This is a genomic window from Pseudoalteromonas sp. H71, from assembly GCF_001468485.1.
Lineage (GTDB): Bacteria > Pseudomonadota > Gammaproteobacteria > Enterobacterales > Alteromonadaceae > Pseudoalteromonas.
On record NZ_LODI01000002.1, the window covers coordinates 39,185 to 64,490 of the forward strand.

A 25,306-nucleotide genomic window follows, 5' to 3' on the forward strand; every position below is an offset into this window, starting at 1 on the left:
GTTGGGATATCGCCAAGCGGTAAGGCACCAGGTTTTGATCCTGGCATTCCCAGGTTCAAATCCTGGTATCCCAGCCAATTTTATAAAAGCTATCTCTATTTCCCCATCACTCACATAAACTTCATAAAAACATCAAGTAAAAATTAAAAACATATAAATTAGTCGCCTTATCACGTAAAAAAAAAGACTCATAAAAGAGCCTTTATATTACTTTACTGTTTTCTAACCAATTTCACCGCTAATTGCATATTTTAATACCCAGTTTTTTACCACTCCAGTACTGTTAGCCATTTTCAAAAATTGGCTACGCGCCCATTTTAGCGGCGCTATTTGGTTTGAAAAACCAAAGTAACAAGCATCCATCATACTCATCATTAATAAGTTGGCCTTTCGACGGGTGCGTTCGTACTCTTGCAGCGTTAACGCGCAACCAACGTCGCTTGCATCGTTCAATGCAGTAGCTAAAGCGACTACGTCTTGGAAACCCAAATTAACGCCCTGACCGGCAAGTGGATTAATGGTATGCGCAGCATCACCAACTAATACTAAACGACCACTAGAATACGTATTTGCATGCTGGCGGGTAATTGGAAACACAGCATGACTTTGTACTTCAAAATCACCAGCAAGCTTTGGAAACTGTTCAATAATATGGGCTTTTAATGCGCTAGGCGATAGGTCTTTAAATGCCTTGAGGGTATTTGCATCGTCGTACCAAATTAAATTAGCATAAGGTGCTTGCATAGGTAGAAAAGCCAGTGGCCCTGATGGCGTAAACTGTTGCCACGTTTTAACCTGTTGAGGTGCATCCAATTTAATCAGCACCCCCATACACTGCTGCTGATACTGCCAACCAGTTACACCAATATTTGCTTTAGTTCGCAATTGCGATTGTCCACCGTCGGCTGCAATTACTAAGCTCGCGGTATAACGTTGCTCGCCATAGACCAAGGTAATTGAGTCAGCATTTTGCTCTATTTTACTCACAGCCTGTTTTTGCTCGATGACTTCAATATCGTACTGCTCAAACTGCACCCATAAACTAGCTTGTATTAAACTGTTTTCGATTAAGTGGCCCAAATGCGAGGTATTAATGTCGGCACAATCAAATAACAAGTTATCGTCGCCGCGCTCGAAAGCTTCTAACTGTTGGTATGGTGCAATCCGGCCTTTTCTTAAAATGGGCATGGCCCCTAACTCATCAAGTAAGTTTTCTGAAAAACGATTAATAGCCGACACTCTTATATCAACCTTGTCATTACTCAAAATATGAGGCGGATCTATTAGGTGCTTTTCTATGATACGCACTGACTTTCCTTGTTGCGCTAACTTTATTGCCATTGCCGCACCAACCATGCCGCCGCCAACCACTATCACATTATTTTTAGTCATGTTTTTCATCATTTTATTAATACGTGAATCTATTTTTATTGTACCGTAACTCGCCGCTTTAGTGCGAGAGTATATAACTATCAAGCTATTAAACTCGTCTGAGTTTGATTTGAGATCACAAACATGAAAACTATACTTGGATCTGGGCGGGTATCCAGCTAAAATACGCGTCCTTTAAGTGAGCAAGCTTGCTCCTTAATTCTGTTTCAAGCACATATTTGTGCCATTATCGAATTGAACACGAGGCTAAATTTCAATGAGCAAAAAGCTGCATATCAAAACCTGGGGTTGTCAGATGAACGAATACGACTCTCAGAAAATGGCTGAACTTTTAGATGCCACCAATGGCTACCAGCTAACTGAAGATGCAACAGATGCCGACGTAATCTTACTTAACACCTGTTCAATTCGTGAAAAAGCACAAGAAAAAGTATTTCACCAATTAGGCCGTTGGAAGCTGTTAAAAGACGACAAACCAGAGCTGGTTATTGGTGTTGGCGGCTGTGTTGCCTCGCAAGAAGGTGACTCTATCCGCCAACGTGCACCATTTGTTGATGTTATTTTTGGCCCTCAAACACTGCATCGTTTACCTGAAATGATTAAGCAAGTGCAAGGTAATAAAGGCTCATCGGTTGTTGATATTTCATTTCCAGAAATTGAAAAGTTTGACCGCCTACCTGAGCCAAAAGCAGAAGGCCCAAGTGCATTTGTATCAATTATGGAAGGGTGTTCTAAATACTGTACTTTTTGTGTTGTACCTTACACCCGAGGCGAAGAAGTAAGCCGCCCAGTTGATGACGTACTTCTTGAAGTGGCACAACTTGCAGAGCAAGGCGTTCGCGAAGTAAATCTATTAGGCCAAAACGTAAACGCATACCGTGGTGATACTCACGATGGCGACATTTGCTACTTCTCAGATTTAATTCGTTTAATAGCAGCTATTGATGGCATTGACCGTATTCGTTATACCACCTCACACCCAGTAGAATTTACGCCAGACATCATCGACGTATACGCTGATGTGCCAGAGCTTGTCGATCACTTACACTTACCAGTGCAAAGTGGTTCAGACCGTATTTTAAACTTAATGAAACGTGGTCATACCGCACTTGAATACAAATCAACAATTCGCAAGCTGCGTAAAATTCGCCCTAATTTAAGCATGTCGTCAGATTTCATTATCGGTTTCCCGGGTGAAAGTAAAGCTGACTTTGAAGCTACTATGAACCTTATAAACGATATTGGTTTTGATATGAGCTTTAGCTTTATTTACAGCGCACGCCCTGGTACGCCTGCGGCCGATTTACCAGACGATGTAACTGAGCAAGAGAAAAAAGAACGCTTATACCTGTTACAAAACCGTATTACACAAATGGCACAGCAAATTAGCCGTCAAATGTTTGATACAGAACAGCGTATTTTGGTTGAAGGTCCATCTAAAAAGAACCCGATGGAATTACGCGGTCGAACCGAAAATAACCGTGTTGTTAACTTTGTGGGCCCACATACGGTGATCGGCCAGTTCGTTGATGTACGTATCACTGAAGCACTGCCTAACTCTTTACGTGGTGACTTAATTCGTACAGAATCAGAAATGAACTTACGACGTGATATCGCTCCTTCAGCTATTTTAACCAAAGCAGCGAGCAATGAGCCAAAACCAGAGACTGTTAACGAAATTGGCGTAGCTACTTTCGTTCCTTAGTCAATATACCCAGCGCCAGTAAATACTGGCGCCGTTCTATAGGAAGCAATTTTGAGTAATCAGTTAAAAACATTAGAGATTTATTTAGAACCTGCCGATAACAAACGCCTTTCTTCTTTATGTGGCCCGTTTGACGAAAACATCAAACAAATTGAACGTCGCCTCGCTGTTGAAATTATTCACCGCGATAACTTTTTTAAAGTAACCGGTAAATTAATCAATAGTGCCTCTGCGGTCGAAATCTTAAAAAATCTCTATGTTGATACTCAACCTGTACGCGGTGTTATTGGTGAAATAGAACCCGATAGTGTTCACTTAGCAATTACTGAATCTAAAGCCCTAGAGCAAGATGCTTCAAATAGTGCATACGGTAAAGAAATGGTTATTAAAACGCGCCGTGGTGTTATTAAGCCACGAAACGACAACCAAGGCCTTTACGTCGCCAATATATTAAATCACGACATTACGTTTGGTATAGGCCCTGCTGGTACAGGTAAAACCTATTTAGCAGTAGCTGCTGCAGTAGATGCACTGGAACGCCAAGAAATTCGTCGTATCTTATTAACGCGCCCTGCAGTAGAAGCCGGCGAAAAACTCGGTTTTTTACCTGGTGACCTAAGCCAAAAAATTGACCCATACCTTCGCCCCCTTTACGATGCACTGTTCGAAATGCTCGGCTTTGAAAAAGTCGAAAAACTCATAGAAAAAAACATTATTGAAGTGGCACCACTTGCTTACATGCGTGGTCGTACATTAAATGATGCGTTTATTATTTTAGATGAAAGCCAAAACACCACCGCAGAACAAATGAAAATGTTTTTAACCCGTATAGGGTTTAACTCAAAAGCGGTGATCACCGGCGATATTACACAAGTTGATTTACCGCGCGGAACACGCTCGGGTCTTCGCCATGCCATTGAAGTGCTCGACAATGTAGACGAAATTAGTTTTAACTACTTTAAGGCACACGATGTAGTGCGCCATCCTGTTGTTGCGCGTATTGTTGAAGCATACGAGCGTAACGATGAGAGCGAGCGTCTAAAGCGAATTGAAAAGCAAAAAGCAAAAGACGAGCTAGCTGCTCAACTTAACGCGACTACTAAAGAGTAATACTTTGACGACCGAACTTGATTTACAAATAGCCTGTGAGTTTGACAACCTCCCAAGTGAAGCCCAATTTACTTTGTGGGCCGATAAAGCCTTAAGCCAATATCGTGATGAGTCAGAACTCACCATAGTAATTAGCGACGAAGCGCAATCACAGCAGCTTAATAACGATTACCGTGGTAAAAATAAACCCACTAACGTGTTGTCGTTTGAATTTGAAGCGCCACCTGGAATAGACCTCCCTCTTGTTGGTGATTTAGTTATTTGCCCAGCCATTGTTTTGGCTGAAGCAGTGGAGCAAGAGAAGTCATTTCATGACCACTTTGCCCACATGGTCATCCATGGGTGCTTGCATTTACTTGGATTTGACCATATAAAGAGTGAAGACGCTCTGCAAATGGAAAGCATAGAAAAGCAATTACTTGCAGAACTAAATATAGCAGACCCATATCGGGACGAAATTTAAATTAACGGAGCAATTAGACGCAATGAGCGACGGTAACTCGCAATCTAGCCAGGGTTCTTCTGGCAAAACGTGGTTGGGTAGAATAACCCAAATGCTGCAAGGGGAACCCCAGAATAGAGAAGAGCTGGTCGAAGTGATTGCCGATGCGCAAGAACGAGACGTAATCGATCCAGAAACAAAAGAGATGATTGAAGGTGTGCTTAGCGTGTCTGAGCTTAAAGTGCGAGACATCATGATCCCGCGCTCACAAATGGTCACTCTTGAGATCGACAGCCCGCTTGAAGAGCTAATACCCATGATGGTCGACTCAACTCACTCACGCTTCCCTGTGGTGATTGAAGACAAAGATCACGTAGAAGGTTTTTTACTTGCTAAAGATTTGCTTCCACTTATCTTAAACAAAGACGAACATTTACCTTCAATTCGTGATTATTTACGCCCAGCCATGGTCGTACCTGAGAGCAAACGTGTTGACACCCTGCTTAATGAATTTCGTCAGCAACGCTACCATATGGCTGTTGTCATTGATGAATACGGCGGTGTATCGGGACTAGTAACCATTGAAGATATTCTTGAAACCATTGTTGGCGAAATAGAAGACGAGCATGACGAAGAAGAAGAACAACAAGATATTCGTCAACTTGCTAAACACGTACACGTGGTTCAGGCGTTAACGCCAGTAGATGACTTTAACGAACATTTCAGCACAGGATATAGCACAGACGAGGCAGACACCATTGGTGGCACGGTATTGCATGCATTTGGTCATATGCCTAGCCGAGGTGAAACTATAGACATAGACGGTTACCAATTTAAAGTAACCAATGCCGACAATCGTCGTATCTTGCAACTGCAAGTCACCGTACCTAAGGCTGATGATAACGACAGTGAAGAAACTGCTAACTAGACTTACCCTATTAGCAAAAGATATAAAATCATGGCTCGCATTTATTGCGGGCCTTATTTTAACTTTTAGCTACTCCCCTTTTGAAATTTGGCCTATTGCATTTATTAGTATTGCAGCTGTCATATTTTGTATCAATCCCAACAACACCGGAAAACGCCACGCTAAAAGTGCCGCTAAATATGGTTTTATATTTGGTTTAGGCTGGTTTGGTGCAGGTATTAGTTGGGTACATGTCTCTATTGCTACCTTTGGCGGTATGCCGCTTGTAGCCTCTTTGTCGTTAATGGCGCTATTGTGCGCCTATTTAGCGCTTTACCCCGCCTTAGCGTTTTATTTAACAACACGTTTTGCCACCAGCTCAAATAGCTTCGGTTTACTGCTTATTTGCTTTTTTGCCATCAGTGAATATTTACGGGGAGTAGTCCTTACCGGATTTCCGTGGTTAAGCTTTGGGTATACCCAAACCGATGGGCCATTAAATATACTGGCCCCTTATATTGGTGAATTTGGGCTAACCTTAGTGTGTATTGCCATTGGCTTTGCCCTATATCGGTTAACGCAAAAAGACATAAAGACCCCGCTTGTTACACTCATCATATTTACTGTTTTATGCATTGGTTCGCGCGCAACAAGCACAATTGAGTACTCTGGTAAATCAATGTCAACCTTAATGGTGCAAGGCAATATAAAGCAGCACCTTCGCTTTGAGCCTAGCGAGTTTTGGACCACCATGAGTAAATACCAAGACATGACACGCCCACATTGGGATGCTGACTTAATTGTATGGCCAGAAGCAGCAGTTCCTGAAATAGAAGCCCTTGCCGATAGCTACTTAGCTGGGCTTGATAGCGCTGCATCATTCAATGAAACCGCCCTTATTACAGGTATTGTCGACTACCAAATCGATACTAAAACCATATTTAATACACTGATAGTACTGGGTAACAAAGAGCGTGGCGACGAACATGGCCACTATCAATACTTAGGTAAAAATCGCTATCAAAAACACCAGTTACTACCGATTGGTGAGTTTGTACCGTTTCAAGATTTTCTGCGCCCTATCGCGCCTTTGTTTGATTTACCTATGTCGTCGTTTACCCGAGGCGATAGAGAACAAAACAACTTACGCGCTAATGGTTTTAACTTACTACCCGCTATTTGCTACGAAATAGTGTTTGCTGATTTAGTACGCGGTAACTACAAAAGCAACTCAGATCTACTTTTTACCGTAAGTAATGATGCATGGTTTGGTCAATCAATTGGGCCCTTGCAACATATGCAAATTGCCCGCATGCGCGCCCTAGAACTTCAACGCCCGCTGGTACGTGTTACCAACAATGGGGTAAGCGCTGTATACGACCCAATAAGCCACACACAACAAACCATGCCACAGTTTGAAGCCGCTATATTAAAAGCTGATGTAAAGCTGATACAAGGCGACAGTGTGTACAGCCAATACGGCAATGTGTTTGTGTGGAGTTTTGTGTTTTTGATGGGTGTTGTTGGATTTGGGGTTAGGTTTAGAAAATAAAATAAAGTTGATAGCTGTCAGTAGTCAGCTATCAGTTTGTATGTTGCCAAGGATATTTAGCTGACCTCAAACATTAGGATAGCTTCTTATCCATAAATCCGTACACCCTCTTTCGATGTAAATCTCTATCGTTTTCTCTATAAGTTGAGCTGTCATATCCATTAGTGCAGAGGTCCCCCCCAAAATTGCATTTTTCTCATAGATATAGCGACTTTCTATAAATGTACATCGATATTTTTCTATCAAGGTTAATAAGGTGTCACATGAAAATTTGTGCTTTATTGAACTTGGTAACGCATTAAATAGATGCACCAGATCATGTGCACTCTCTTTCTTATTGAGAACCTTTGAGTTAAATTGATATTTTTCGTTTATTAAACCGTTATTGCTTACTACTTTACAGTTAAAGCTTTTAAATAATATCTCCAAGGCTAACGCAGCGTTAGCAATTGAAATACTAATGGAGTGGGTCCACATAAGCTCTGATGACTTTAAATATAAATATGATGTTTCAATCATATGGGGCGCTAAAACCCATTCATACTTTTCATCGCTCATAACATTTCCTTTCAAGTATTACCTTCAATTTTTATACTTCATAAAAGTATACCTCTAATTACTTAGTAACTTTCTCAACCCATAATACCAACTAAGTGCAGCAACGGTGCCATGCGTCTCGCTTTCAAAATAACGCTGTGTTACTTTTAAATTTTTACTACGGTGATTGCTCAACTTTTCTGCAAACGCTAAACCCCATTGGTAATTTGTTTTGCCAATCTCACCAAACGCTTCGGCATTATTTGCAAAGGTAAAATACACATTCCCTGCCATCTCTTTGTTTTCAAGTTCGTTACTTTTAAAGTAGCGGTTTAGATAATTATTATCCCAGATATATGTAGCATCAATTATTAAATAATCTGTAAATAATGTGTGATTAGTCAAAAGTACATAACTTGCAAATAAGCCGCCAAAAGACTCACCAATTAATACGCGTTTAGTTGATGTGCGGTAAGTTTTATTAACATGTGGAATAAGTTCTTTTTCAAAAAATGCACTGTAGTTTGCAGCATTACCAATATTTTCAAACCTTTCTAGAAGTTTACCGTTAAATGTCCAATCAACATTGGTTGGGGTAAAATCGCGCTCTCTTATTACGTTTTTGCTGTTAGGAATAGCAACTATAATTGCTTGTTTTATTTGCTGCTCTAGCCTTTGTGTACTAAGTGCCTCTACTAGCCCGGCGACAGCTTTTAGATGTGTTTGGTCACCATCGAGCAAGTAAATAACTGGGTATACTTTATTAGAGTTTTCATTATAGCTGGGCGGTAAATAAACACTAAAGCTGCGTTGCTCACCTAAAATAACAGACTTAAGCTGATGCGCCTTGGCTAACACAATATTTTCTGACGAATACGCAAACGAAATAAAATACAGATTAATAAATACAATTAATAAATACAATTAATAAAGATTTCATAACCATCCTTGTAATAAAAGCAAAATTAACTTTTTATAGTCTCTTCTACCGTTTGCACATTTACAACTTGATTCACACTGCCTTGAATAACCACAGTCGCTGATATTTTATCTTGAATAGCTTGCCTGTGCGGATCCCAATATATCTGCATGAACCCTAATAGCCCAGTGGCAAAACCTGCACCGTAACCGCCGTATCGGCCAAAACAATCCAGCAAGCCTAGTGGTTCGCCATTTAAGGCAACAACACGTATGTTGCACACCTTTTTCCCGGGAGTTTGACCACGCCAAAGTAATGAGAATAGCGTAAAGTAAACAGCAGCCCAACCAAAACCCAAACCTAAGTCTTGAATAATACCTTTGCCCCACTGCAAAATACTGTGTGTAGTTGTTTGTGCCGGTTTTTCTTCTAATAACTGCAAAGGTTTTATTTCGTTATCCTCACTGAGCACTAATAATTGTAATAGTGCTTTAGCAAGTTGTGGGTTTTGTAGGTCGTCCATGTCTGCTAATTTGGGTACTTGCCCTATCAAATTATCAAGTGCATTTTGCTGACAAGGTTGCTCACAACGTTCGTCTGCTGTTTGCACAAAAAAAGTATTTACGTGCTGCTTTTCTGTGGAGGTAAGCTTAATCTCATCCTGGATTTTTAGGCCCTGAGCGGTTAAGGCTTGATCGACGCTATCGCCTTCTAGATAATCTATGCCAATTGAAAGCACCGCAAGAGCGCTTACAAATAAAATACCGGCGGCTGCTATTTTTAATATTCTTCGCCACACACTCGACATTTTAGGAAGGTATTGTTGTGCCGTCCCTTTATAGAATGCCATAGCCGCAACAAAGGCAATTAAAGTCGCGCTAAGCTTTGCAGCCATAAATATTAAGGCTACATCGATTACTATTGCTATAGCTCGCTTTATTGGCGTTGCTAAAGGTAAACCTAGTAGGGCGTTATCAATTTTAAACGCGTAAGGGGTGATGACTTCTCGAGTTTCGGTTTTAGATAGCGCTAATTGTTCTATTTCTTTTGCTTTCATTTTAATTCTTGTTATTAAAATAGGTAACGCGGTTAACTTACGCGCTTTTTATTTTTTGCTCAAGCTAATTCAAACCAAGGCCAGTTTATCTCTCAGAATAAAAATTTTTATTCTGAAAGTTTACAAGCTCTAGAATATTGTTAATAAATTAGTTTTATATTAAGTGAACAATTCATGTATTTAATCGTATTAGTTAACCAAAGCCTTTAGGAGCAACCCAATGACCACCAAACAACTATCATCTGTTTTTGTATTTAATGCTTTGCTGCTGAGCGCAGAAGTAAACGCCAATCAGCGTTGGTATGTGGTCAACGATTCGGTTATGGGCGGTGTATCTAATAGCCAAGTAAGTCATACAAAAGATGCTTTGATATTTGAAGGTAATGTATCGCTCGAAAATAACGGAGGGTTTGCTTCTATCCGCACTGAGCTAAATATACAAAGCCAAAACACACGTACTATTAATTTACGTGTTAAAGGTGATGGGCAAACCTATCAACTAAGGCTGCGTACATCTAACTACCTTGACGGGCCTGCGTATACACACTCATTTAAAACAATAGAAAATGAGTGGACTAACGTTAATTTTACACCAAGTGATTTTACACTTACTTTTCGTGGGCGTACGCTAACAGAGCAACCAGAAATTGATTTTAATGATATTAAGCAACTTGGTTTTATGATTGCAGGAAAGCAAGCGGGGAAATTTAAACTTGAAATAGCACATATTGAATTTGCAGATTAGTATAACTTGCTCACTCTAAATCGGTTCAAAGTGAGCAAGTACCGTATATTTATGACTCTATTGCAAGTAGTTCTACTTCAAAAATAAGCAGTGATGCAGGCGGAATACTCCCTACCCGCTTTTCGCCATAAGCTAGTTGATGCGGTATATAAAACTGAAATTTATCACCCGGACTCATTAATTGAAGCCCTTCGGTCCACCCTTTAATAACTTGGTGCAAACCAAAACTAATCGGTGATTTGCGCTCTACTGAGCTATCAAACACGGTGCCGTCGATAAGCGTACCGTGGTAATGCACATTGACCATACTTGTTGAACTGGGCGTGTTGCTGTTTTCTCCTTTGTGCAATACTTTGTATTGCAAGCCAGAGGCAGTCTCAAGTACACCGTCTACTTTAGCGTTTGCTACTAAATAGTCGCTTTCAATTTGCGCATTAGCAATCGCCTGTTGTTTGGCCTTTTTACTGTTTTTAAATATTAAAACGCACAAAATGGCGATGACAACTGCCAAAATAATGTTGATCATAACTCCCCTTTTTCATCTTCTGGTTTTTCATTTTCTAACTCATCATCTGCATCGTCTTCGTTGTCGCCATTAACAATATCAGCAATCTCCTTTAGACGCGCAAGTGCGATGCCATTTACTGAATTTTCAGGGTATTCATCGTCGATGAGGTCGCCTGCTTCAATATCCATCAGTAAGTTTAACGCCTGATCCACCGTCTCTACGGCGTATATGTTAAATTTACCTTGCTCTACGGCGTTGAGTATTTCGTCATCTAGCACTAAGTTTACTTGGTTTGATTTAGGAATAATAACGCCTTGCTCACCTGTTAAACCACGCATTTTACACAACTTAAAAAAGCCTTCTATTTTCTCGTTTACACCACCGATAGCTTGTACATCGCCATGTTGGTTTATAGAGCCGGTAAGCGCAATTGATTGGCTTATTGGTAAGCTTGTAATAGCCGAAATTAACGCGCAAAGCTCAGCTAACGAGGCGCTATCGCCGTCTATGTAGCCATAGCTTTGCTCTATTGCGATATTTGCGCTGAGCGTAAGGCTAAACTGCTGGGCATATTTATTACCTAAATAACCGGTAAGTAACATCACGCCTTTAGAGTGAATAGCTTTACCCAGCTCTGCTTCGCGCTCTACGTCTATTACGCCATCGGCGCCGGCGTATACCGTGGCGGTAATTCGCGCCGGTGTACCAAACGACGTATCACCAATATGCAATACCGTTAAACCATTTACTTTACCAATGGCTTGACCCGTTGTAGCAATTAACGTGTGGCCTTCTTTGATATCACTGAGCATATTTTCACTAATTTGACCGGTGCGATATTGCTTACCCTCAATGGCTTCATCAATATGGTGCGCATCAATAACCGTTAGCGTATCTTGTTTTGCGTAATAACTTGCCTCAGCCACCAGCTCTAACACATCAGCAAAACGCGCTGAGAGCTTATTATGATGCTCAGCTTGGCGATAACTAAATTTAAGTAACCTCACCATAGCCGCTTGCGTTGTAGTGCACTTGAGGGTTTTTTCGCAGTACTCAGTCACCTTAGTAATAAACTGATACTGTAACTTATCGCTACTTGGTAGGTAGTAATCAAAGTCGGCTAGCACCCTAAATAACTCAGCAAATTCTTCATCGTATTCACCTATGGTGTAATACAAATCGCGCGAGCCTAATAAAATAATTTTTACATCAAGCGGGATCAATTGTGGGCGAAGCGTAAAACTCGTACCTACTGTGCTGTCTTGATACGGCAAATCGTTTTTAATCTGGTGCATTTTAAGCGATAGCTTTAACCCATCCCATACTTGCGGGTTAGCCATTACTTTTTCAGCATCCATTATTAAGTAACCGCCATTTGCACGGTGTAATGCACCGGGCTGAATTGAGCGGTAGCTGGTGATTAGTGTACCTTGTGAAGTGGCATACTCTATTTTGCCAAATAAATTGCCAAAGGTGGGGTTGGGCTCGTATACCACAGGCGCTGCATCGTCTTCCTTAAACTCAACTAAAATATTGGGTGCAAAAAAGTCAGTAAGCATACCTTTACGATCAAAGTCTTCTTTATTTTCTTCGCTTTCGTCTTCGTCATCGAGCCATTCAAGTACAGCATCTATAATTTCTACACGTATGTCTTTTAAGTAACGAAGTACACCAATATGGGTGGCGTATTTATGTTCTAAGTCTTTTAGTAGCGGTTTTGTTGCTTGCTCAGCGGTCGACTTTTTAAGATTACGGAGTTTTTCTTTTGATTCGCGTTTCCAGCGTGGCAGCTCTATCAGCGCTTCAATTAACGCATCTTCTAGTTTTTCTATTTTCTCAAAAAACGCTTCGCGTAACTCATCTTCTAACTCTGCAAATTCGCTATCGCTCAATTGCTTGCCATCTATTAGTGGCGCAAACCCCACTGAGCTTTTTTCTTCAACCAGTGCAACGCTTTGTTCAAGTGCCGCTACTTCAACAGCGGTAATTGCGCTGTCGTAAGCATCATTAAACTCACGATCAATTGACTTTTTCTTACGTTGATAAGCAGGGTTATCAAATGCGGCTGGAAATGTATCGAGTACCTCGTCTAAAAACGAGTCTATGTCGTCACTTAACTGCTTGCTTTGCCCTGCTTGCATAAACAGCGCTATCGGCTCGCGGTGGTCGTCGTAGTTGTTAACATACAACCATTCGTTTGGCGTTACTCGACCTTTAGCATGTTGTTTTAGCTTGTCTTTTACTAATGTATAACGCCCATGTGCAGCTTCGCCCATAACGTATACGTTGTAACCAGGTAATTCCATTCCAAGCGAAAAGTCGAGCGCGCTTTGTGCACGTTGTTGCCCAATAAAATTGAGCTGCTCTGGATAGGGGTTATTCATGCACGTCAGTACGTGATTAGCAGAAATACTAGGTGCAAGCGTTGATACAGGTAGTGGCAGCAGTTTTTTCGTCATTCTAACTTCTTTATGTACCAGCATAATCGCTGGCTTTGGGCGTATTAAGTGGCCAGCAGCCACTTAATACATATGCTTAAGGGTGCAGCGCCTTACGACTAAAATAGATTCCATCACACTCAATACACGGTAAAATTTGTGTCGCGTGATAAACATCATAACTATGAGTGCAATTCTTACATACTAATGTGCCCATGGCTATCCATTCGCCTGCGTGATACACCCCATTGTGTTTAAAATCTTGGTTTAGAGATTGCCATTCCAGCTGAGTTTTGTCTTCTATATGCGAAAGCTCGAACCATAAAGACTCTTTAAGCTCTTGCCATGCAAGCGAGTTGTAGTGGGAGTCGTTCTCGCTAAGGTGCTCTATATCACGCTTTAGGTAATTGCGGTAAAGCTGATACTTTTCTTCACCTAAATTTTTAAGTGCTTGCTCTGATTCAACAAAACGAGTTACCGCATCTTTTACCTCGTGATCTTTTATGTCTTTTAGCCACGCGCTTAAATCACTAAGCCATGCTTTATAATCTGCCATTATGAACTCCTTCAAAATTGCTAATAAACGAGTTGGGTTGACGCAATATTTGTTAATAATTACTCAGACCACTAAGTGACATCTTATAGTGTGGTTAGAGAACTCTAAACTGAGCAAATTTCAATCCACAAAGGTCAACACGCCTAACGTTTAACATAGATAAGTATAGGTTAACCTGACCTGAAGGTTAGAATTTAGCAAAACGGTGTTTTTGACGCTGTGAATAGCACTTTATTTGGGTTATCCTATCGGCAATTTTTTATTAGTTTGCAAGAAGTCTGGAATCGTAGATGCAAGAGCAATATAACCCGCAAGATATAGAGTCAAAAGTACAAAGCTACTGGGAAGAAAACCAAGTATTTAAAGTCACTGAAGATGAGAGCAAAGAAAAGTATTACTGTCTTTCTATGTTCCCTTATCCGAGTGGTCGACTGCATATGGGTCATGTGCGTAACTACACCATTGGTGATGTTGTTTCTCGTTTCCAACGTTTGCAAGGCAAAAACGTAATGCAGCCGATGGGTTGGGATGCGTTTGGTTTACCAGCAGAAAACGCAGCTATTAAAAACAAAACAGCGCCTGCAAAATGGACCTACGAAAATATTGATTACATGCGTACCCAACTTAAACAATTAGGTTTTGGTTACGACTGGGACCGTGAAATTGCGACTTGTCACCCAGAGTATTACAAATGGGAGCAGTGGTTTTTCACTAAGCTTTACGAAAAAGGCCTAGTGTATAAAAAAATGTCAACGGTTAACTGGGATCCGGTTGATCAAACTGTACTTGCAAACGAGCAAGTAATTGACGGCCGTGGTTGGCGCTCAGGCGCTGTGGTTGAGCAAAAAGAAATTCCGCAGTGGTTTATTAAAATTACCGACTACGCTCAAGAGCTTTTAGACGATTTAGACAAGTTAGAAGACTGGCCTGAACAAGTTAAAACCATGCAGCGCAACTGGATTGGTCGCTCTGAAGGGTTAGACATAGAATTTACACGTACTGATAACAACGAAAAGTTTAGCGTATACACTACGCGCCCAGATACCTTTATGGGTGTAACTTACCTAGCCGTTGCAGGTGGCCACCCTATTGCACAAGAAGCCGCTAAAAACAGCGATGCAATTGCAATGTTTGTTGAAGAATGCAAAAACACCAAAGTAGCCGAAGCAGACATGGCAACCATGGAAAAGAAAGGCATTGCAACTGGCTTTTACGCCACTCACCCATTAACAGGCGAGCAAGTGCCTATTTGGGTAGCTAACTTTGTACTTATGCATTATGGCTCTGGTGCGGTGATGGCAGTACCTGCACACGACCAACGTGACTTTGAATTTGCAAATGCATACGGCTTAGATATCAAACAAGTTATTGCGCCAGTTGAAGGCTCAGACCTTGAAGTAAACCTAGAGCAAGAAGCATTCACTGAAAAAGGTGTATTAGTAAACTCTGGTGAATTTGACGGGTTAGACTTTTCAGCAGCGTTTAATGCGATTGCCGACAAACTAGAGGCGCTAGGTGTGGGTGAGCGTAAAGTTAACTTCCGTCTACGTGATTGGGGGGTTAGCCGCCAGCGTTACTGGGGTTCACCAATCCCAATGCTTAGCGATGAAGACGGCCAAGAACTTGCTGCAACAGAAGATATGCTACCAGTTCGCTTACCAGAAGACGTGGTAATGAATGGTGTTACATCGCCAATTAAAGCAGATCCAGAGTGGGCTAAAACCACAGTAAACGGCGTACCTGCTACTCACGAAACTGATACCTTTGATACTTTTATGGAATCGTCTTGGTATTACGCACGTTACTGTAGCCCGCGCTACGATGAAGGCATGTTAGACCCTGCAGCGGCTAACTACTGGTTACCAGTAAACCAATATATTGGTGGTATTGAGCATGCAATTTTACACTTATTGTACTCGCGCTTTTTCCATAAATTATTACGTGACTTTGGTTTAGTAAATTCAGACGAACCGTTTGATCGCTTACTTTGTCAAGGTATGGTACTTGCCGAAACGTTCTACCGTAAAGATGAGAAAGGTGGTGACATTTGGATTTCACCGAGCGATGTAGAAACCGAAACTGACGAAAAAGGCCGCGTAACTAAAGCATGGCATAAAGACGACGGTGAGCCAGTATTCTCATCAGGCATGAGCAAAATGTCTAAGTCTAAAAACAACGGAATAGACCCACAACAAGTCATTGCCCAATACGGTGCAGATACAGTGCGTTTATTCATGATGTTTACCGCACCACCAGAGCAAACACTTGAATGGTCAGACTCAGGTGTAGAAGGCGCGCATCGCTTCTTAAAACGAGTATGGAAATACGCGGTAGACGTTAAAACTGTTGGCTACCAAGCACTTGATAAATCGGCTTTGTCTAACCCGCAAAAAGTACTTCGCCGCGAACTACATAAAGCCATTGCAAAAGTAAGTGATGATGTTGAACGCCGTCAAACGTTTAATACAGCGATTGCTGCCATCATGGAGCTATCTAACAAGTTAATTAAAGCGCCACTTAACGATGCACAAGACATTGCCATTGCAAATGAAGCACTTGAAGCGCTTGTGATTATGCTTGCCCCTATTACGCCGCATTTATCTCACGAATTGTGGCAAGAGCTAGGTAAAGAAGGCAACATTTTAGATGCTGCATGGCCAACGGTTGACGAATCAGCCCTTGTTGAAGATGAAAAGCTCATCATCGTTCAAGTAAACGGTAAACTTCGCGCTAAGTTAACTGTGGCAGCGGATGCAACGCAAGAGCAAGTAGAAGCACTGGCTTTTGCAGAAGCTAACGTAACTAAATTTACGGATGGCGCAACCATTCGTAAAATTATTTACGTGCCAGGTAAATTACTTAACGTAGTTGCTAACTAATATGGCTTTATTTAACGCCATTAAAAACGGACTAGCCTTAGCGCTAGTCTGTTTTTTGTTGTCTAGCTGTGGATTTCACTTAAAACAAGCGTCAAGCCTGCCTGATAACTTAAAAGTAATAACGCTCATTGGCGATGATGAAAAATCAGCGTTATTTGAACAGCTACAAAAAGAGCTGTTAGCAAGTGGAGTCGAGTTTACCTCGTCATCTAAAAACGTAGCGCAACTGTATTTACGTAAAGAAACCATAGAACGCCAAACATTGTCGTTATTTAAAAATGGTCAGGTTGCTGAATACGAACTTGCCTATGGCGTATCGTATGTTCTAAAACATCCCAATAAAGATGCAATAGAAAAGCGCTTTGAACTATACCGAAATTATCAAGACGACCCCGATAACGCCCTTGCAAAAGCAAAAGAGCTAGAGCTACTAATTAACGAAATTCGTAAGCAAGCAAGTCGCCGCATTGTTAGAGAGCTGTCGCAACTGTAATGCGCTGTTACGCTAATCAATTACCCAACGAATTAAAAAAAGGCTTAAAACCTTTTTACTTAGTGTTTGGCGAAGAACCTTTTCAAGAAGCGCAATGCGTACAAAAAATACGCGATGCCGCCAAAGAACAAGGCTTTGATGAAGTTATTAAATTTACTTTAATGCAAGGGTTTGATTGGCAGGAAATAATCGCGCAATATCAAAGTATGTCGTTATTTAGCGCTCGCACTATTGTTGAGTTTGATCTAAACCAGCAAAAGCCCGGAGTCATTGGTAGTAATACCTTTAAGCGTGTAGTTGAGCTTGTTAACCCAGACACAATACTAATTATTAAAGGTGCTAAAGCCAGCCAAGAAGTACAACGTGGGGCATGGTTTAAAGCGCTCGACAAACAAGGGGTATTTGTACCTTGTTACCCTCTTACAGGCTCGCATGTGAAACGATGGCTTGATGAGCAATGCCAGCGCTTGGCTCTTAACATGCAAAACGATGCCAAATTAAGCCTTATCAATGCAACAGAAGGTAATTTATTAGCGTGTTTTCAGGAACTCGAAAAGCTTTCTTTACTCCACGGCAATGCACTTATTACCCAGCAATTGGTTATGCAAGGGCTATTAAATCAAGCCAAATTTGATATTTTTGATTTAAGCGATGCTTTATTAAATGGTCACGCTAAACAAGCGATTAAAGTGTTAAACAAATTAGCCCGTGATAACACCGAAGTAGTGAGTATATTGTGGGCAATTACAAAAGAACTCAACACCTTGTTGAATGTGCAACTAGGATTGTTAAATGGTGAGCCAATCGCCAACTTATTTAAACAAAACGCCATTTGGAAAAATCAACAAGGGCCTGTACAAAGTGCCGTTAATCGCCTAAACATTGCTGTGCTTGAGCAAATAAACAGTGACGTTGCTTTATTTGATGCAAGCTACAAACAAGGCAATTTAATAGCTCCCTATCAAGCACTTGCACATATTTGTATTAAGTTTTGTCAACCGCTCGAAATTCCTATGCCGTGTCACAGCCTTAATTAATCGCTTAACCTGTTGGACAATAAAATGATTGCTATTTTTGGTGGCACCTTCGACCCCGTTCATCTGGGCCATATTAATATGGCACAGCAATGTGTAAGCGCATTTAATTTAAGCACTTTGTATTTTATGCCTTGCGCGCTACCAGCTCATAAAGCGGCACCCGGTATAAGCACAGAGCATCGTGTTAATATGCTCAATGCAGCTATAAAATCGTTCCCTCATTTTGCACTCGATTTAAGAGAGCTAAATCGTAAGGGGCCGTCGTATTCATTACTTAGCCTGCAAGAGCTTCGAAGTGAACACCCTAATGAGCCTATATTATTTTTAATCGGTATGGATTCATTTAATACACTTGATAAATGGTTTGAATGGGAGGCAATTACTGAGCTTTGCCATATTGTGGTGTATCAACGACCATTACAACAGTGCCATGTTACTGGCAAACTCAAAGCATACATGCAACAGGCTCTAGTGGAAGACCCTGCTAGTGTTTTAAAGCATTCTGGCGGCAAACTTTATTTTTTACCCGGTAAAATGCTTGATGCGGCCTCTAGTACTATTCGTGATGACCTTAAAAAAAGTAACAAAAAGAATGAACTATTGCCTGATGCAGTGAGTCATTACATACAAATGCATCAGCTTTATCAAATTGATGCTTAAAAATGCCTAGCGTGTTAAAATATGCGCCATTAAATTTTATATTGAGACAAAACCTTGGATTCAAAACAACTACTCGCCTTTGCAATGGATAAAATTGACGATATGAAAGCCCGTGACATCGTTGACATAGACGTAACTGATAAATCAGACATTACCGATTACATGGTAATTTGTACTGGCACGTCTAAGCGCCACGTTCAATCAATCGCCGACCACTTAGCAAAAGAAGCACGTCATGCAGATTCAGAGCCGCTAGGCTATGAAGGCGAAAATGACGGCGAATGGGCACTGGTTGATTTAGGTGATGTGGTTGTACACGTGATGCAAACTGAAGCACGTAGCTATTACGATCTAGAAAAACTGTGGGGCTAACCACCCACTTATTAAAAGCAACGCTTGGAAGTTATTCGTGAAAATACAAATGATTGCTGTTGGCACAAAAATGCCAGCGTGGGTAGAAACGGGATTTGCTGAATATCAGCGCCGTTTTCCCAAGGATATGGCTTTAGAGCTAATTGAAATACCCGCCGGTAAACGTGGCAAAAATGCAGATATAAAGCGTATTTTACACATTGAGGGCGAAAAAACATTAGCCGCTATTCCTAAAGGCAATCGTATTGTTACACTAGAGGTTACTGGCAAAGCGCTGGATACTCACCAACTTGCTAAAAACATGGAAAAATGGCTACTCGATGGCCGCGATGTAAGCTTACTTATTGGCGGCCCAGAGGGACTTGCTCCAGAATGTATAGCTGCATCGGAGCAAAAATGGTCGTTATCAAATTTAACATTACCACATCCTTTGGTGCGCATTATTGTAGCAGAGAGCCTTTACAGAGGCTGGAGCTTAAATAACAATCATCCTTATCATCGCGAGTAACGCTTGCCATGTTAAAAAAAAGACCCACTATTCGTGACCACTCTGCTGAAGCTAATTTATTTGCGCGGAGAGCGTTTGTGGGTTTTGTTTTTGTACTGGGGCTAGTGGCTGTTTTAATTACTAACCTTTACAATATTCAAGTAAAAGACCACCAAGATTACCAAACCCGCTCTAACGACAACCGAATTAAAGTTATTCCTATTGCACCTAATCGCGGCTTAATTTACGACCGAAACGGTGTACTGCTTGCCGAAAATAAACCCGTTTACAATCTTGAGGTGATCCCCGAGGATGTTGACAACCTTGAAGAATCACTTGAACAAGTAAGCCACCTAATCGCTATTACAGAGCAAGAAAAACAAGACTTTCTAAAAGATATAAAAAACACGCGCCGTTTTAAATCACAAGTACTTAAAGCGCGCCTTGATGAAGCCGACGTTGCTACATTTTCGGTAAACCAACATAAATTCCCCGGTTTTAGTATAGAAGCCCGTTTAGCCCGTTATTACCCGTACGGCGACACACTGACTCATGCACTAGGCTATGTGGCAAAGCTAAACCGAAAAGAGCTAAACAAACTCGAACAAGAACAGCAAGCCACTAACTATCGTGCAACCCACGATATTGGCAAACTTGGTATTGAAAAATACTATGAGCAACTCTTGCATGGCCAAGTTGGTTCGCAACGTGTAGAGGTAAATAACCGAGGTCGTGTTATTCGTACCCTGAGCATGCTCCCCCCGCAGCCAGGTAGTGATTTAGTGTTAACGCTCGATATTGGCCTTCAACAAATAGCCCAACATGCACTTAAGGATATGCGCGGTGCGGTTGTCGTTATGGACGCAAAAGATGGCGGCATACTTGCGCTATACTCAAACCCAAGCTATGACCCAAATTTATTTGTACACGGTATTAGTAGTAAAAATTATAAAGCACTTCTAAACCCAGATCGCCCACTAATTAATAGAGCCACCCAAGGCCGATATGCTCCAGCATCTACCATTAAACCGCATATGGCTATTTTAGCACTTGAAGAAAACATGGTAACGGAAGGGACAACTATGTGGGACCCCGGTTTTTTTGAAATACGAAACGTAGAGCATAAATGGCGTGACTGGAAGCGCTGGGGGCACGGCCATGTAGATGTATACAAAGCTATTGAAGAGTCATGCGATACATACTTTTACGATACTGCATACCGATTAGGCATTACAAAAATCAGTAATTTTATGGCGAACTTTGGTTTTGGTGATCTATCGGGTATAGATATACACGAAGAAACCACCGCCATATTGCCTTCAAAAGAATGGAAAGAAAACAGATTTAAAGAGTCTTGGTGGCCTGGCGATACAATTTCTGTAGGCATTGGCCAAGGATATTGGACCGCAACACCCATTCAAATAGCTAACGCAACCAACATACTCGTTAACAAAGGGATTAATCATCCTCCCCACTTAGCGCAAGTGGCTAAAAAAGAGGACGATGTAACCCAAATAAATAATGAAGAAAAACCACCCGTTGTGTTAAACAACCCAGACAATTGGCGTATAGCTATTGATGCTATGCACAATACCGTAACCAAGGTAACAGGCACCGCTCATAAAGCATTTAAAGGTGTAAATTACGATCCAGCAGGCAAAACTGGCACAGCACAAGTTGTGAGCATTGCACAGGGTGAAAAGTACGATGCAGAATCACTAAAAGAACGACAACGCGATAATGCCATTTATGTGGGGTTTGCACCTTACAATAACCCTCAAATAGTTGTGTCTATTGTTGTTGAAAATAATGGTGGTGGCAGCACGGTTGGCGCGCCTATTGCCAGGCAGTTAATGGATTATTACTTTGCTGCTAACCCTGTTGAACTGGCAAGGAATAACACCCTATGACCGCCCTGCATGACAAGCGCTCTATTTGGATGCGTATGCACTTAGACTTGCCTTTACTTATTGCTATTTTACTCATGATGGCTGGAAGCATAACGGTTGTGTACAGCGCAAGTGGCCAAGAATCAGCCATGATGATAAGGCACATGACGCGGATGGGTGTGGCCATCATTGCCATGATAGTACTTGCACAAATCCCCCCTGCTACACTTAAAAGGCTCACTATACCTATGTACTGCGTTGGATTATTAATGCTGGTTGGTGTGTTGTTATTTGGCGTGAGCTCTAAAGGCGCACAACGTTGGCTTGATTTAGGTATAACCCGCTTTCAACCCTCTGAACTAATGAAGCTAGCAGTACCTATGATGGTAGCTTGGTATATTGGTCGCAAACATTTACCACCTCGACCACTACACTTAATTTTCGGCTTTGCGATAGTAATGCTGCCTACATTATTAATCAAAGAGCAGCCAGATTTAGGAACATCAATACTAATTGCAAGCTCTGGCATATTTGTACTTTTTTTATCTGGGTTGAGCTGGCGACTAATTAGCTTTTTAAGCGCGGCCGTTGCCTTAGCAGCTTGGCCATTTTGGCAATACGGTATGCATGCTTATCAACGCCAACGCGTACTGACATTCTTAGATCCTGAGAGCGATCCACTTGGCTCAGGTTATCATATTATTCAATCTAAAATAGCCATTGGTTCTGGTGGCGTTGAAGGTAAAGGCTGGTTGCAAGGTACACAGTCACAACTTGAGTTTTTACCAGAGCGCCATACCGATTTTATTTTTTCGGTATTAAGTGAGGAGTTTGGCTTATTTGGTGTTTGCGTTTTACTTAGCTTGTACTTGTTTATTATTGGCCGCAGCTTGTATATTGCAGTAAATGCACAAGACGCGTTTGGAAAGCTGTTAGCAGGCGCACTAACCTTAACTTTTTTTGTTTATATATTTGTAAACATTGGCATGGTATCGGGACTACTACCTGTTGTAGGCGTGCCATTGCCTCTGATAAGTTATGGTGGCACATCGATGATTACGCTAATGGCTGGCTTTGGTATTATTATGTCGATAGCAACAGATAAAAGGATGCTTTTAAAATAATGCAACGTTACGCTCAGACTCTCATAACCATTTTACTCGCTATTACTGTCAGTGCCTGTAGCAGTGGTTCGAGTGGGCGTTACCACATGCGTCATGATTCAGCCCCCCTGCGTGCGCCAACTGCGCTTGAAATGCAAGACGCTATAGTTACCGAGGTGCAAAAAAGTGCCAGTGCTTCTCGCCCCTACGAGGTACTCGGTAAACGTTACACCCCTATGCTTGACGAAACAGGTTATAAAGAAGAAGGCATTGCATCGTGGTATGGCCGAAAATTTCACGGCTACCACACTTCAAATGGTGAAATATACGATATGTTTGCCATGACCGCGGCGCATAAAACATTACCTTTGCCTAGTTTTGTTCGTGTTACAAACACGCAAAATGGTAAGTCAGTCATTGTACGCGTAAACGACCGTGGGCCTTTTCACGACGACAGAATTATTGACCTTTCCTATGCAGCCGCATACAAGCTTGGCTATTACAAACATGGTACAGCAAAGGTTAAGCTTGAAGCGGTTACGCTTCCTAGCTCTGCAGCTAATAAAACGTATATTCAAGTGGCTGCTGGCAGCACATTGGCAAATATTGAAGCCCTTGCACAGCGTTTACGCCAACAATACAAATTACCGACAAATATTGTTAAGAAAGACACTATTTATAGACTGCATTTAGGGCCAATAAAAAACGCGCAGCACGCAGAAAAAGTATTAAAAAAATTAAAACAAGATCAATTTCAAAACGCGTTCTTGCTTTACACTCAGTAAGACAAATACCCAAACTAGCCCAACGAGGCTCGCATCTCAGGGGTGTTTGGGTATAGAATGGCATAACGCGAATTTTTAACTTTAACCATTAATGAGTATGATGAAATCAATTAAACATAAAATCCTCAAAGGTGTATGTGGCTTAGTTTGTTCAGCCGCCGTATTTTCAGCCAGCGCCCAAATCATTCCGGCACCACCTCAAGTTAATGCAAAGGGTTATTTTTTAGTCGACTTTACAACCGGTAAGGTTATTGCAGAGGGCGAAGCCGATACTAAACTTGCGCCAGCAAGCTTAACTAAAATGATGACCAGTTATGTAATTGGTACAGAAATTAAAGTAGGTAACATAGCCCCTACAGATATGGTTACAATTAGCGAAAAAGCATGGGCAAAAAACTTCCCAGAATCTTCAAAAATGTTTATTGAAGTGGGTAAACAAATTAGTGTTGATGAGCTCAATCATGGCATTATTATTCAATCAGGGAACGACGCCTGTGTTGCTATGTCGGAGCACATAGCAGGCAGTGAGAGTGCTTTTGCCGACTTAATGAATGCACATGCCGCTAAATTAGGTATGAGTAATAGCCACTTTATTAACAGCCACGGGTTAGATACAGACGAGCACTACACAACACCTCGTGATATGGCCACATTAAGCGCAGCACTTATCAGAGATGTACCTGAAGAATATGCTATCTACAAAGAAAAATCATACACCTACAACGGTATTAAACAATATAACCGTAACTCGTTATTATGGGATGAAAGCCTAGACGTTGACGGCATAAAAACAGGCCATACTTCTGAAGCTGGTTACAGCCTTGTTACCTCAGCCACTAAAAATGGTATGCGCTTAATTGCTGTTGTTATGGGTACATCAAGCGAGCGCGCTCGTAAAGTAGAAAGCAAAAAACTACTTAACTACGGCTTTCGCTTTTTTGAAACAATTACACCTTACAAAGCGGGCGACAGCTTTGCAGAGCAGCGCATTTGGATGGGTAACAAAGAAAATGTATCGTTAGGCATTTTAGAAGATACACCTATTACTATTCCACGCGGTCAGCATAAAAACCTAAAGGCTAACTTTGAATTAGACAATACACTTGAAGCCCCACTAGCCAAAGGCACTAAAGTAGGCACCTTGTTCTTGCAACTAGAGGGTGAAGACATTGCACAATACCCACTAGTAACACTTGAAGAAGTGGAAGAAGGCAGCTTCTTTAGCAAAATCTACGACTATTTACGCTTACAAATAATGTAAACGTAAATATAAACCCACAGTTGCTGGGTTGTAAAAAAAGCGCCTCTGTTATGAGGCGTTTTTTTTTGCTTGAAAAATGCTAGAATGCGCCCCATATATGCAACACTGCTAAACGCCTATCTGTATTAAGCTTCGAGCTTTACATAGAGTTCACACTTTTGTATGAGGAGTCACTATCGTGGTTCAACCAGTTAAAAATACTAAATTTGATGAGTACCTAGAGTACCCTTGCCCATTTACATTTAAAATTATGGGTTTAGCCAATGTTAATTTAACAGATCAAATATTAGCAAAATTACAACCTATTGCTCCGGGTGATTACGCACCAAAAGTAAAGCCAAGCAGTAAAGGTAATTATGAGTCTGTAACGCTAGTGGCTACGGTTACAAGCGGGAAGCACATTGAAGAAATTTACAACGTGATCAGCAATATCGATGACGTACGTCACATGCTTTAAGCCATAATTGAGATT

At 41.3% G+C, this 25,306-nt stretch carries 24 protein-coding genes and 1 tRNA gene; 18 read left to right on the forward strand and 7 right to left on the reverse strand.

Annotation, left to right across the window (positions count from 1 at the left end; translation table 11 throughout):
- Positions 1–2 precede the first annotated feature (2 nt).
- Positions 3–77 (forward strand) — tRNA-Gln (locus tag ATS71_RS02325).
- A gap of 145 nt (positions 78–222) precedes the next feature.
- Here the strand turns inward: ATS71_RS02325 and ATS71_RS02330 are convergent.
- Positions 223–1,404 carry an FAD-dependent monooxygenase gene (locus tag ATS71_RS02330; RefSeq protein WP_058403555.1) on the reverse strand — a complete coding sequence of 394 codons (1,182 nt, stop codon included), beginning with the start codon at positions 1,402–1,404 and terminating at the stop codon, positions 223–225.
- A 244-nt stretch (positions 1,405–1,648) separates the two neighbouring features.
- Here ATS71_RS02330 and miaB point away from each other — a divergent pair, with 244 nt between their 5' ends.
- The 5 genes from miaB to lnt are packed head-to-tail and all read left to right on the forward strand — an operon-like array spanning position 1,649 to position 7,108.
- On the forward strand, positions 1,649–3,097 hold the full coding sequence (gene miaB, locus ATS71_RS02335; RefSeq protein ID WP_058403369.1) for a tRNA (N6-isopentenyl adenosine(37)-C2)-methylthiotransferase MiaB: 1,449 nt from the start codon (positions 1,649–1,651) through the stop codon (positions 3,095–3,097).
- 51 nt (positions 3,098–3,148) lie between these two features.
- Complete coding sequence (locus ATS71_RS02340) at positions 3,149–4,207, forward strand: PhoH family protein (protein WP_058403370.1); 1,059 nt, start codon at positions 3,149–3,151, stop codon at positions 4,205–4,207.
- A 4-nt stretch (positions 4,208–4,211) separates the two neighbouring features.
- A complete protein-coding gene (gene ybeY, locus ATS71_RS02345) occupies positions 4,212–4,670 on the forward strand; it encodes an rRNA maturation RNase YbeY (RefSeq protein WP_058403371.1) in 459 nt (152 codons plus the stop codon).
- A 22-nt stretch (positions 4,671–4,692) separates the two neighbouring features.
- Positions 4,693–5,577, forward strand: coding sequence for a CNNM family magnesium/cobalt transport protein CorC (gene corC / locus ATS71_RS02350; protein ID WP_058403372.1), 885 nt, complete (start codon positions 4,693–4,695; stop codon positions 5,575–5,577).
- Entirely contained in the window at positions 5,558–7,108 is a 1,551-nt protein-coding gene (gene lnt / locus ATS71_RS02355) for an apolipoprotein N-acyltransferase (protein WP_058403373.1), read from the forward strand. The genes corC and lnt overlap by 20 nt, the downstream gene beginning before the upstream one ends.
- Positions 7,109–7,174: 66 nt before the next feature.
- On the opposite strand, the gene ATS71_RS02360 is transcribed toward lnt, so the two are convergent.
- From ATS71_RS02360 to ATS71_RS02370, 3 genes are read right to left on the reverse strand one after another with little or no spacing between them, the layout of a single operon-like run.
- Entirely contained in the window at positions 7,175–7,666 is a 492-nt protein-coding gene (locus ATS71_RS02360; protein ID WP_058403374.1) for a hypothetical protein, read from the reverse strand.
- Positions 7,667–7,720: 54 nt separating this feature from the next.
- Positions 7,721–8,569 carry an alpha/beta hydrolase gene (locus tag ATS71_RS02365; RefSeq protein ID WP_058403375.1) on the reverse strand — a complete coding sequence of 283 codons (849 nt, stop codon included), beginning with the start codon at positions 8,567–8,569 and terminating at the stop codon, positions 7,721–7,723.
- A 41-nt stretch (positions 8,570–8,610) separates the two neighbouring features.
- On the reverse strand, positions 8,611–9,621 hold the full coding sequence (locus tag ATS71_RS02370; RefSeq protein WP_058403376.1) for an RDD family protein: 1,011 nt from the start codon (positions 9,619–9,621) through the stop codon (positions 8,611–8,613).
- Positions 9,622–9,841: 220 nt separating this feature from the next.
- Between ATS71_RS02370 and ATS71_RS02375 the strand changes: the two genes are divergently transcribed.
- On the forward strand, positions 9,842–10,366 hold the full coding sequence (locus ATS71_RS02375) for a CIA30 family protein (RefSeq protein WP_058403377.1): 525 nt from the start codon (positions 9,842–9,844) through the stop codon (positions 10,364–10,366).
- 49 nt (positions 10,367–10,415) lie between these two features.
- Here ATS71_RS02375 and ATS71_RS02380 read toward each other — a convergent pair whose 3' ends face one another.
- From ATS71_RS02380 to ATS71_RS02390, 3 genes are all read right to left on the reverse strand, one after another.
- Positions 10,416–10,892 carry an FKBP-type peptidyl-prolyl cis-trans isomerase gene (locus ATS71_RS02380; RefSeq protein ID WP_058403378.1) on the reverse strand — a complete coding sequence of 159 codons (477 nt, stop codon included), beginning with the start codon at positions 10,890–10,892 and terminating at the stop codon, positions 10,416–10,418.
- Positions 10,889–13,333: a Lon protease family protein gene (locus ATS71_RS02385; protein WP_235591399.1), complete on the reverse strand. Its 2,445-nt coding sequence runs from the start codon at positions 13,331–13,333 to the stop codon at positions 10,889–10,891. The genes ATS71_RS02380 and ATS71_RS02385 overlap by 4 nt, the downstream gene beginning before the upstream one ends.
- 76 nt (positions 13,334–13,409) lie before the next feature.
- Positions 13,410–13,868 carry a zinc ribbon-containing protein gene (locus tag ATS71_RS02390; protein ID WP_010555995.1) on the reverse strand — a complete coding sequence of 153 codons (459 nt, stop codon included), beginning with the start codon at positions 13,866–13,868 and terminating at the stop codon, positions 13,410–13,412.
- Between the two features lie 290 nt (positions 13,869–14,158).
- On the opposite strand from ATS71_RS02390, the gene leuS reads away from it, so the two are divergent.
- The 11 genes from leuS (at position 14,159) to ybeD (ending at position 25,291) form a co-directional block, all read left to right on the forward strand.
- Positions 14,159–16,747, forward strand: a complete 2,589-nt coding sequence (gene leuS, locus ATS71_RS02395; RefSeq protein ID WP_058403379.1) for a leucine--tRNA ligase — start codon at positions 14,159–14,161, stop codon at positions 16,745–16,747.
- Between the two features lies 1 nt (position 16,748).
- Entirely contained in the window at positions 16,749–17,240 is a 492-nt protein-coding gene (locus ATS71_RS02400; RefSeq protein ID WP_058403380.1) for an LPS-assembly lipoprotein LptE, read from the forward strand.
- Entirely contained in the window at positions 17,240–18,277 is a 1,038-nt protein-coding gene (gene holA / locus ATS71_RS02405) for a DNA polymerase III subunit delta (RefSeq protein ID WP_058403381.1), read from the forward strand. Before ATS71_RS02400 ends, holA begins: the two co-directional genes overlap by 1 nt.
- A gap of 24 nt (positions 18,278–18,301) precedes the next feature.
- Complete coding sequence (gene nadD / locus ATS71_RS02410) at positions 18,302–18,937, forward strand: nicotinate-nucleotide adenylyltransferase (RefSeq protein ID WP_058403382.1); 636 nt, start codon at positions 18,302–18,304, stop codon at positions 18,935–18,937.
- A gap of 54 nt (positions 18,938–18,991) precedes the next feature.
- Entirely contained in the window at positions 18,992–19,309 is a 318-nt protein-coding gene (gene rsfS / locus ATS71_RS02415) for a ribosome silencing factor (protein ID WP_006793397.1), read from the forward strand.
- A gap of 37 nt (positions 19,310–19,346) precedes the next feature.
- The gene (gene rlmH, locus ATS71_RS02420; RefSeq protein WP_058403383.1) at positions 19,347–19,817 is read left to right on the forward strand and encodes a 23S rRNA (pseudouridine(1915)-N(3))-methyltransferase RlmH; all 471 of its coding nucleotides are present in this window, start codon (positions 19,347–19,349) and stop codon (positions 19,815–19,817) included.
- 8 nt (positions 19,818–19,825) lie between these two features.
- Positions 19,826–21,706, forward strand: a complete 1,881-nt coding sequence (gene mrdA, locus ATS71_RS02425) for a penicillin-binding protein 2 (RefSeq protein ID WP_058403384.1) — start codon at positions 19,826–19,828, stop codon at positions 21,704–21,706.
- The gene (gene rodA, locus ATS71_RS02430) at positions 21,703–22,809 is read left to right on the forward strand and encodes a rod shape-determining protein RodA (protein WP_058403385.1); all 1,107 of its coding nucleotides are present in this window, start codon (positions 21,703–21,705) and stop codon (positions 22,807–22,809) included. The genes mrdA and rodA overlap by 4 nt, the downstream gene beginning before the upstream one ends.
- Positions 22,809–23,573 (forward strand): septal ring lytic transglycosylase RlpA family protein, encoded by a 765-nt coding sequence (locus ATS71_RS02435; RefSeq protein ID WP_058403386.1) that lies wholly within the window; start codon positions 22,809–22,811, stop codon positions 23,571–23,573. The genes rodA and ATS71_RS02435 overlap by 1 nt, the downstream gene beginning before the upstream one ends.
- Positions 23,574–23,673: 100 nt before the next feature.
- Positions 23,674–24,834, forward strand: a complete 1,161-nt coding sequence (locus tag ATS71_RS02440) for a serine hydrolase (protein ID WP_058403557.1) — start codon at positions 23,674–23,676, stop codon at positions 24,832–24,834.
- A gap of 178 nt (positions 24,835–25,012) precedes the next feature.
- On the forward strand, positions 25,013–25,291 hold the full coding sequence (ybeD, locus tag ATS71_RS02445; RefSeq protein WP_006793392.1) for a DUF493 family protein YbeD: 279 nt from the start codon (positions 25,013–25,015) through the stop codon (positions 25,289–25,291).
- Positions 25,292–25,306: the final 15 nt, after the last annotated feature.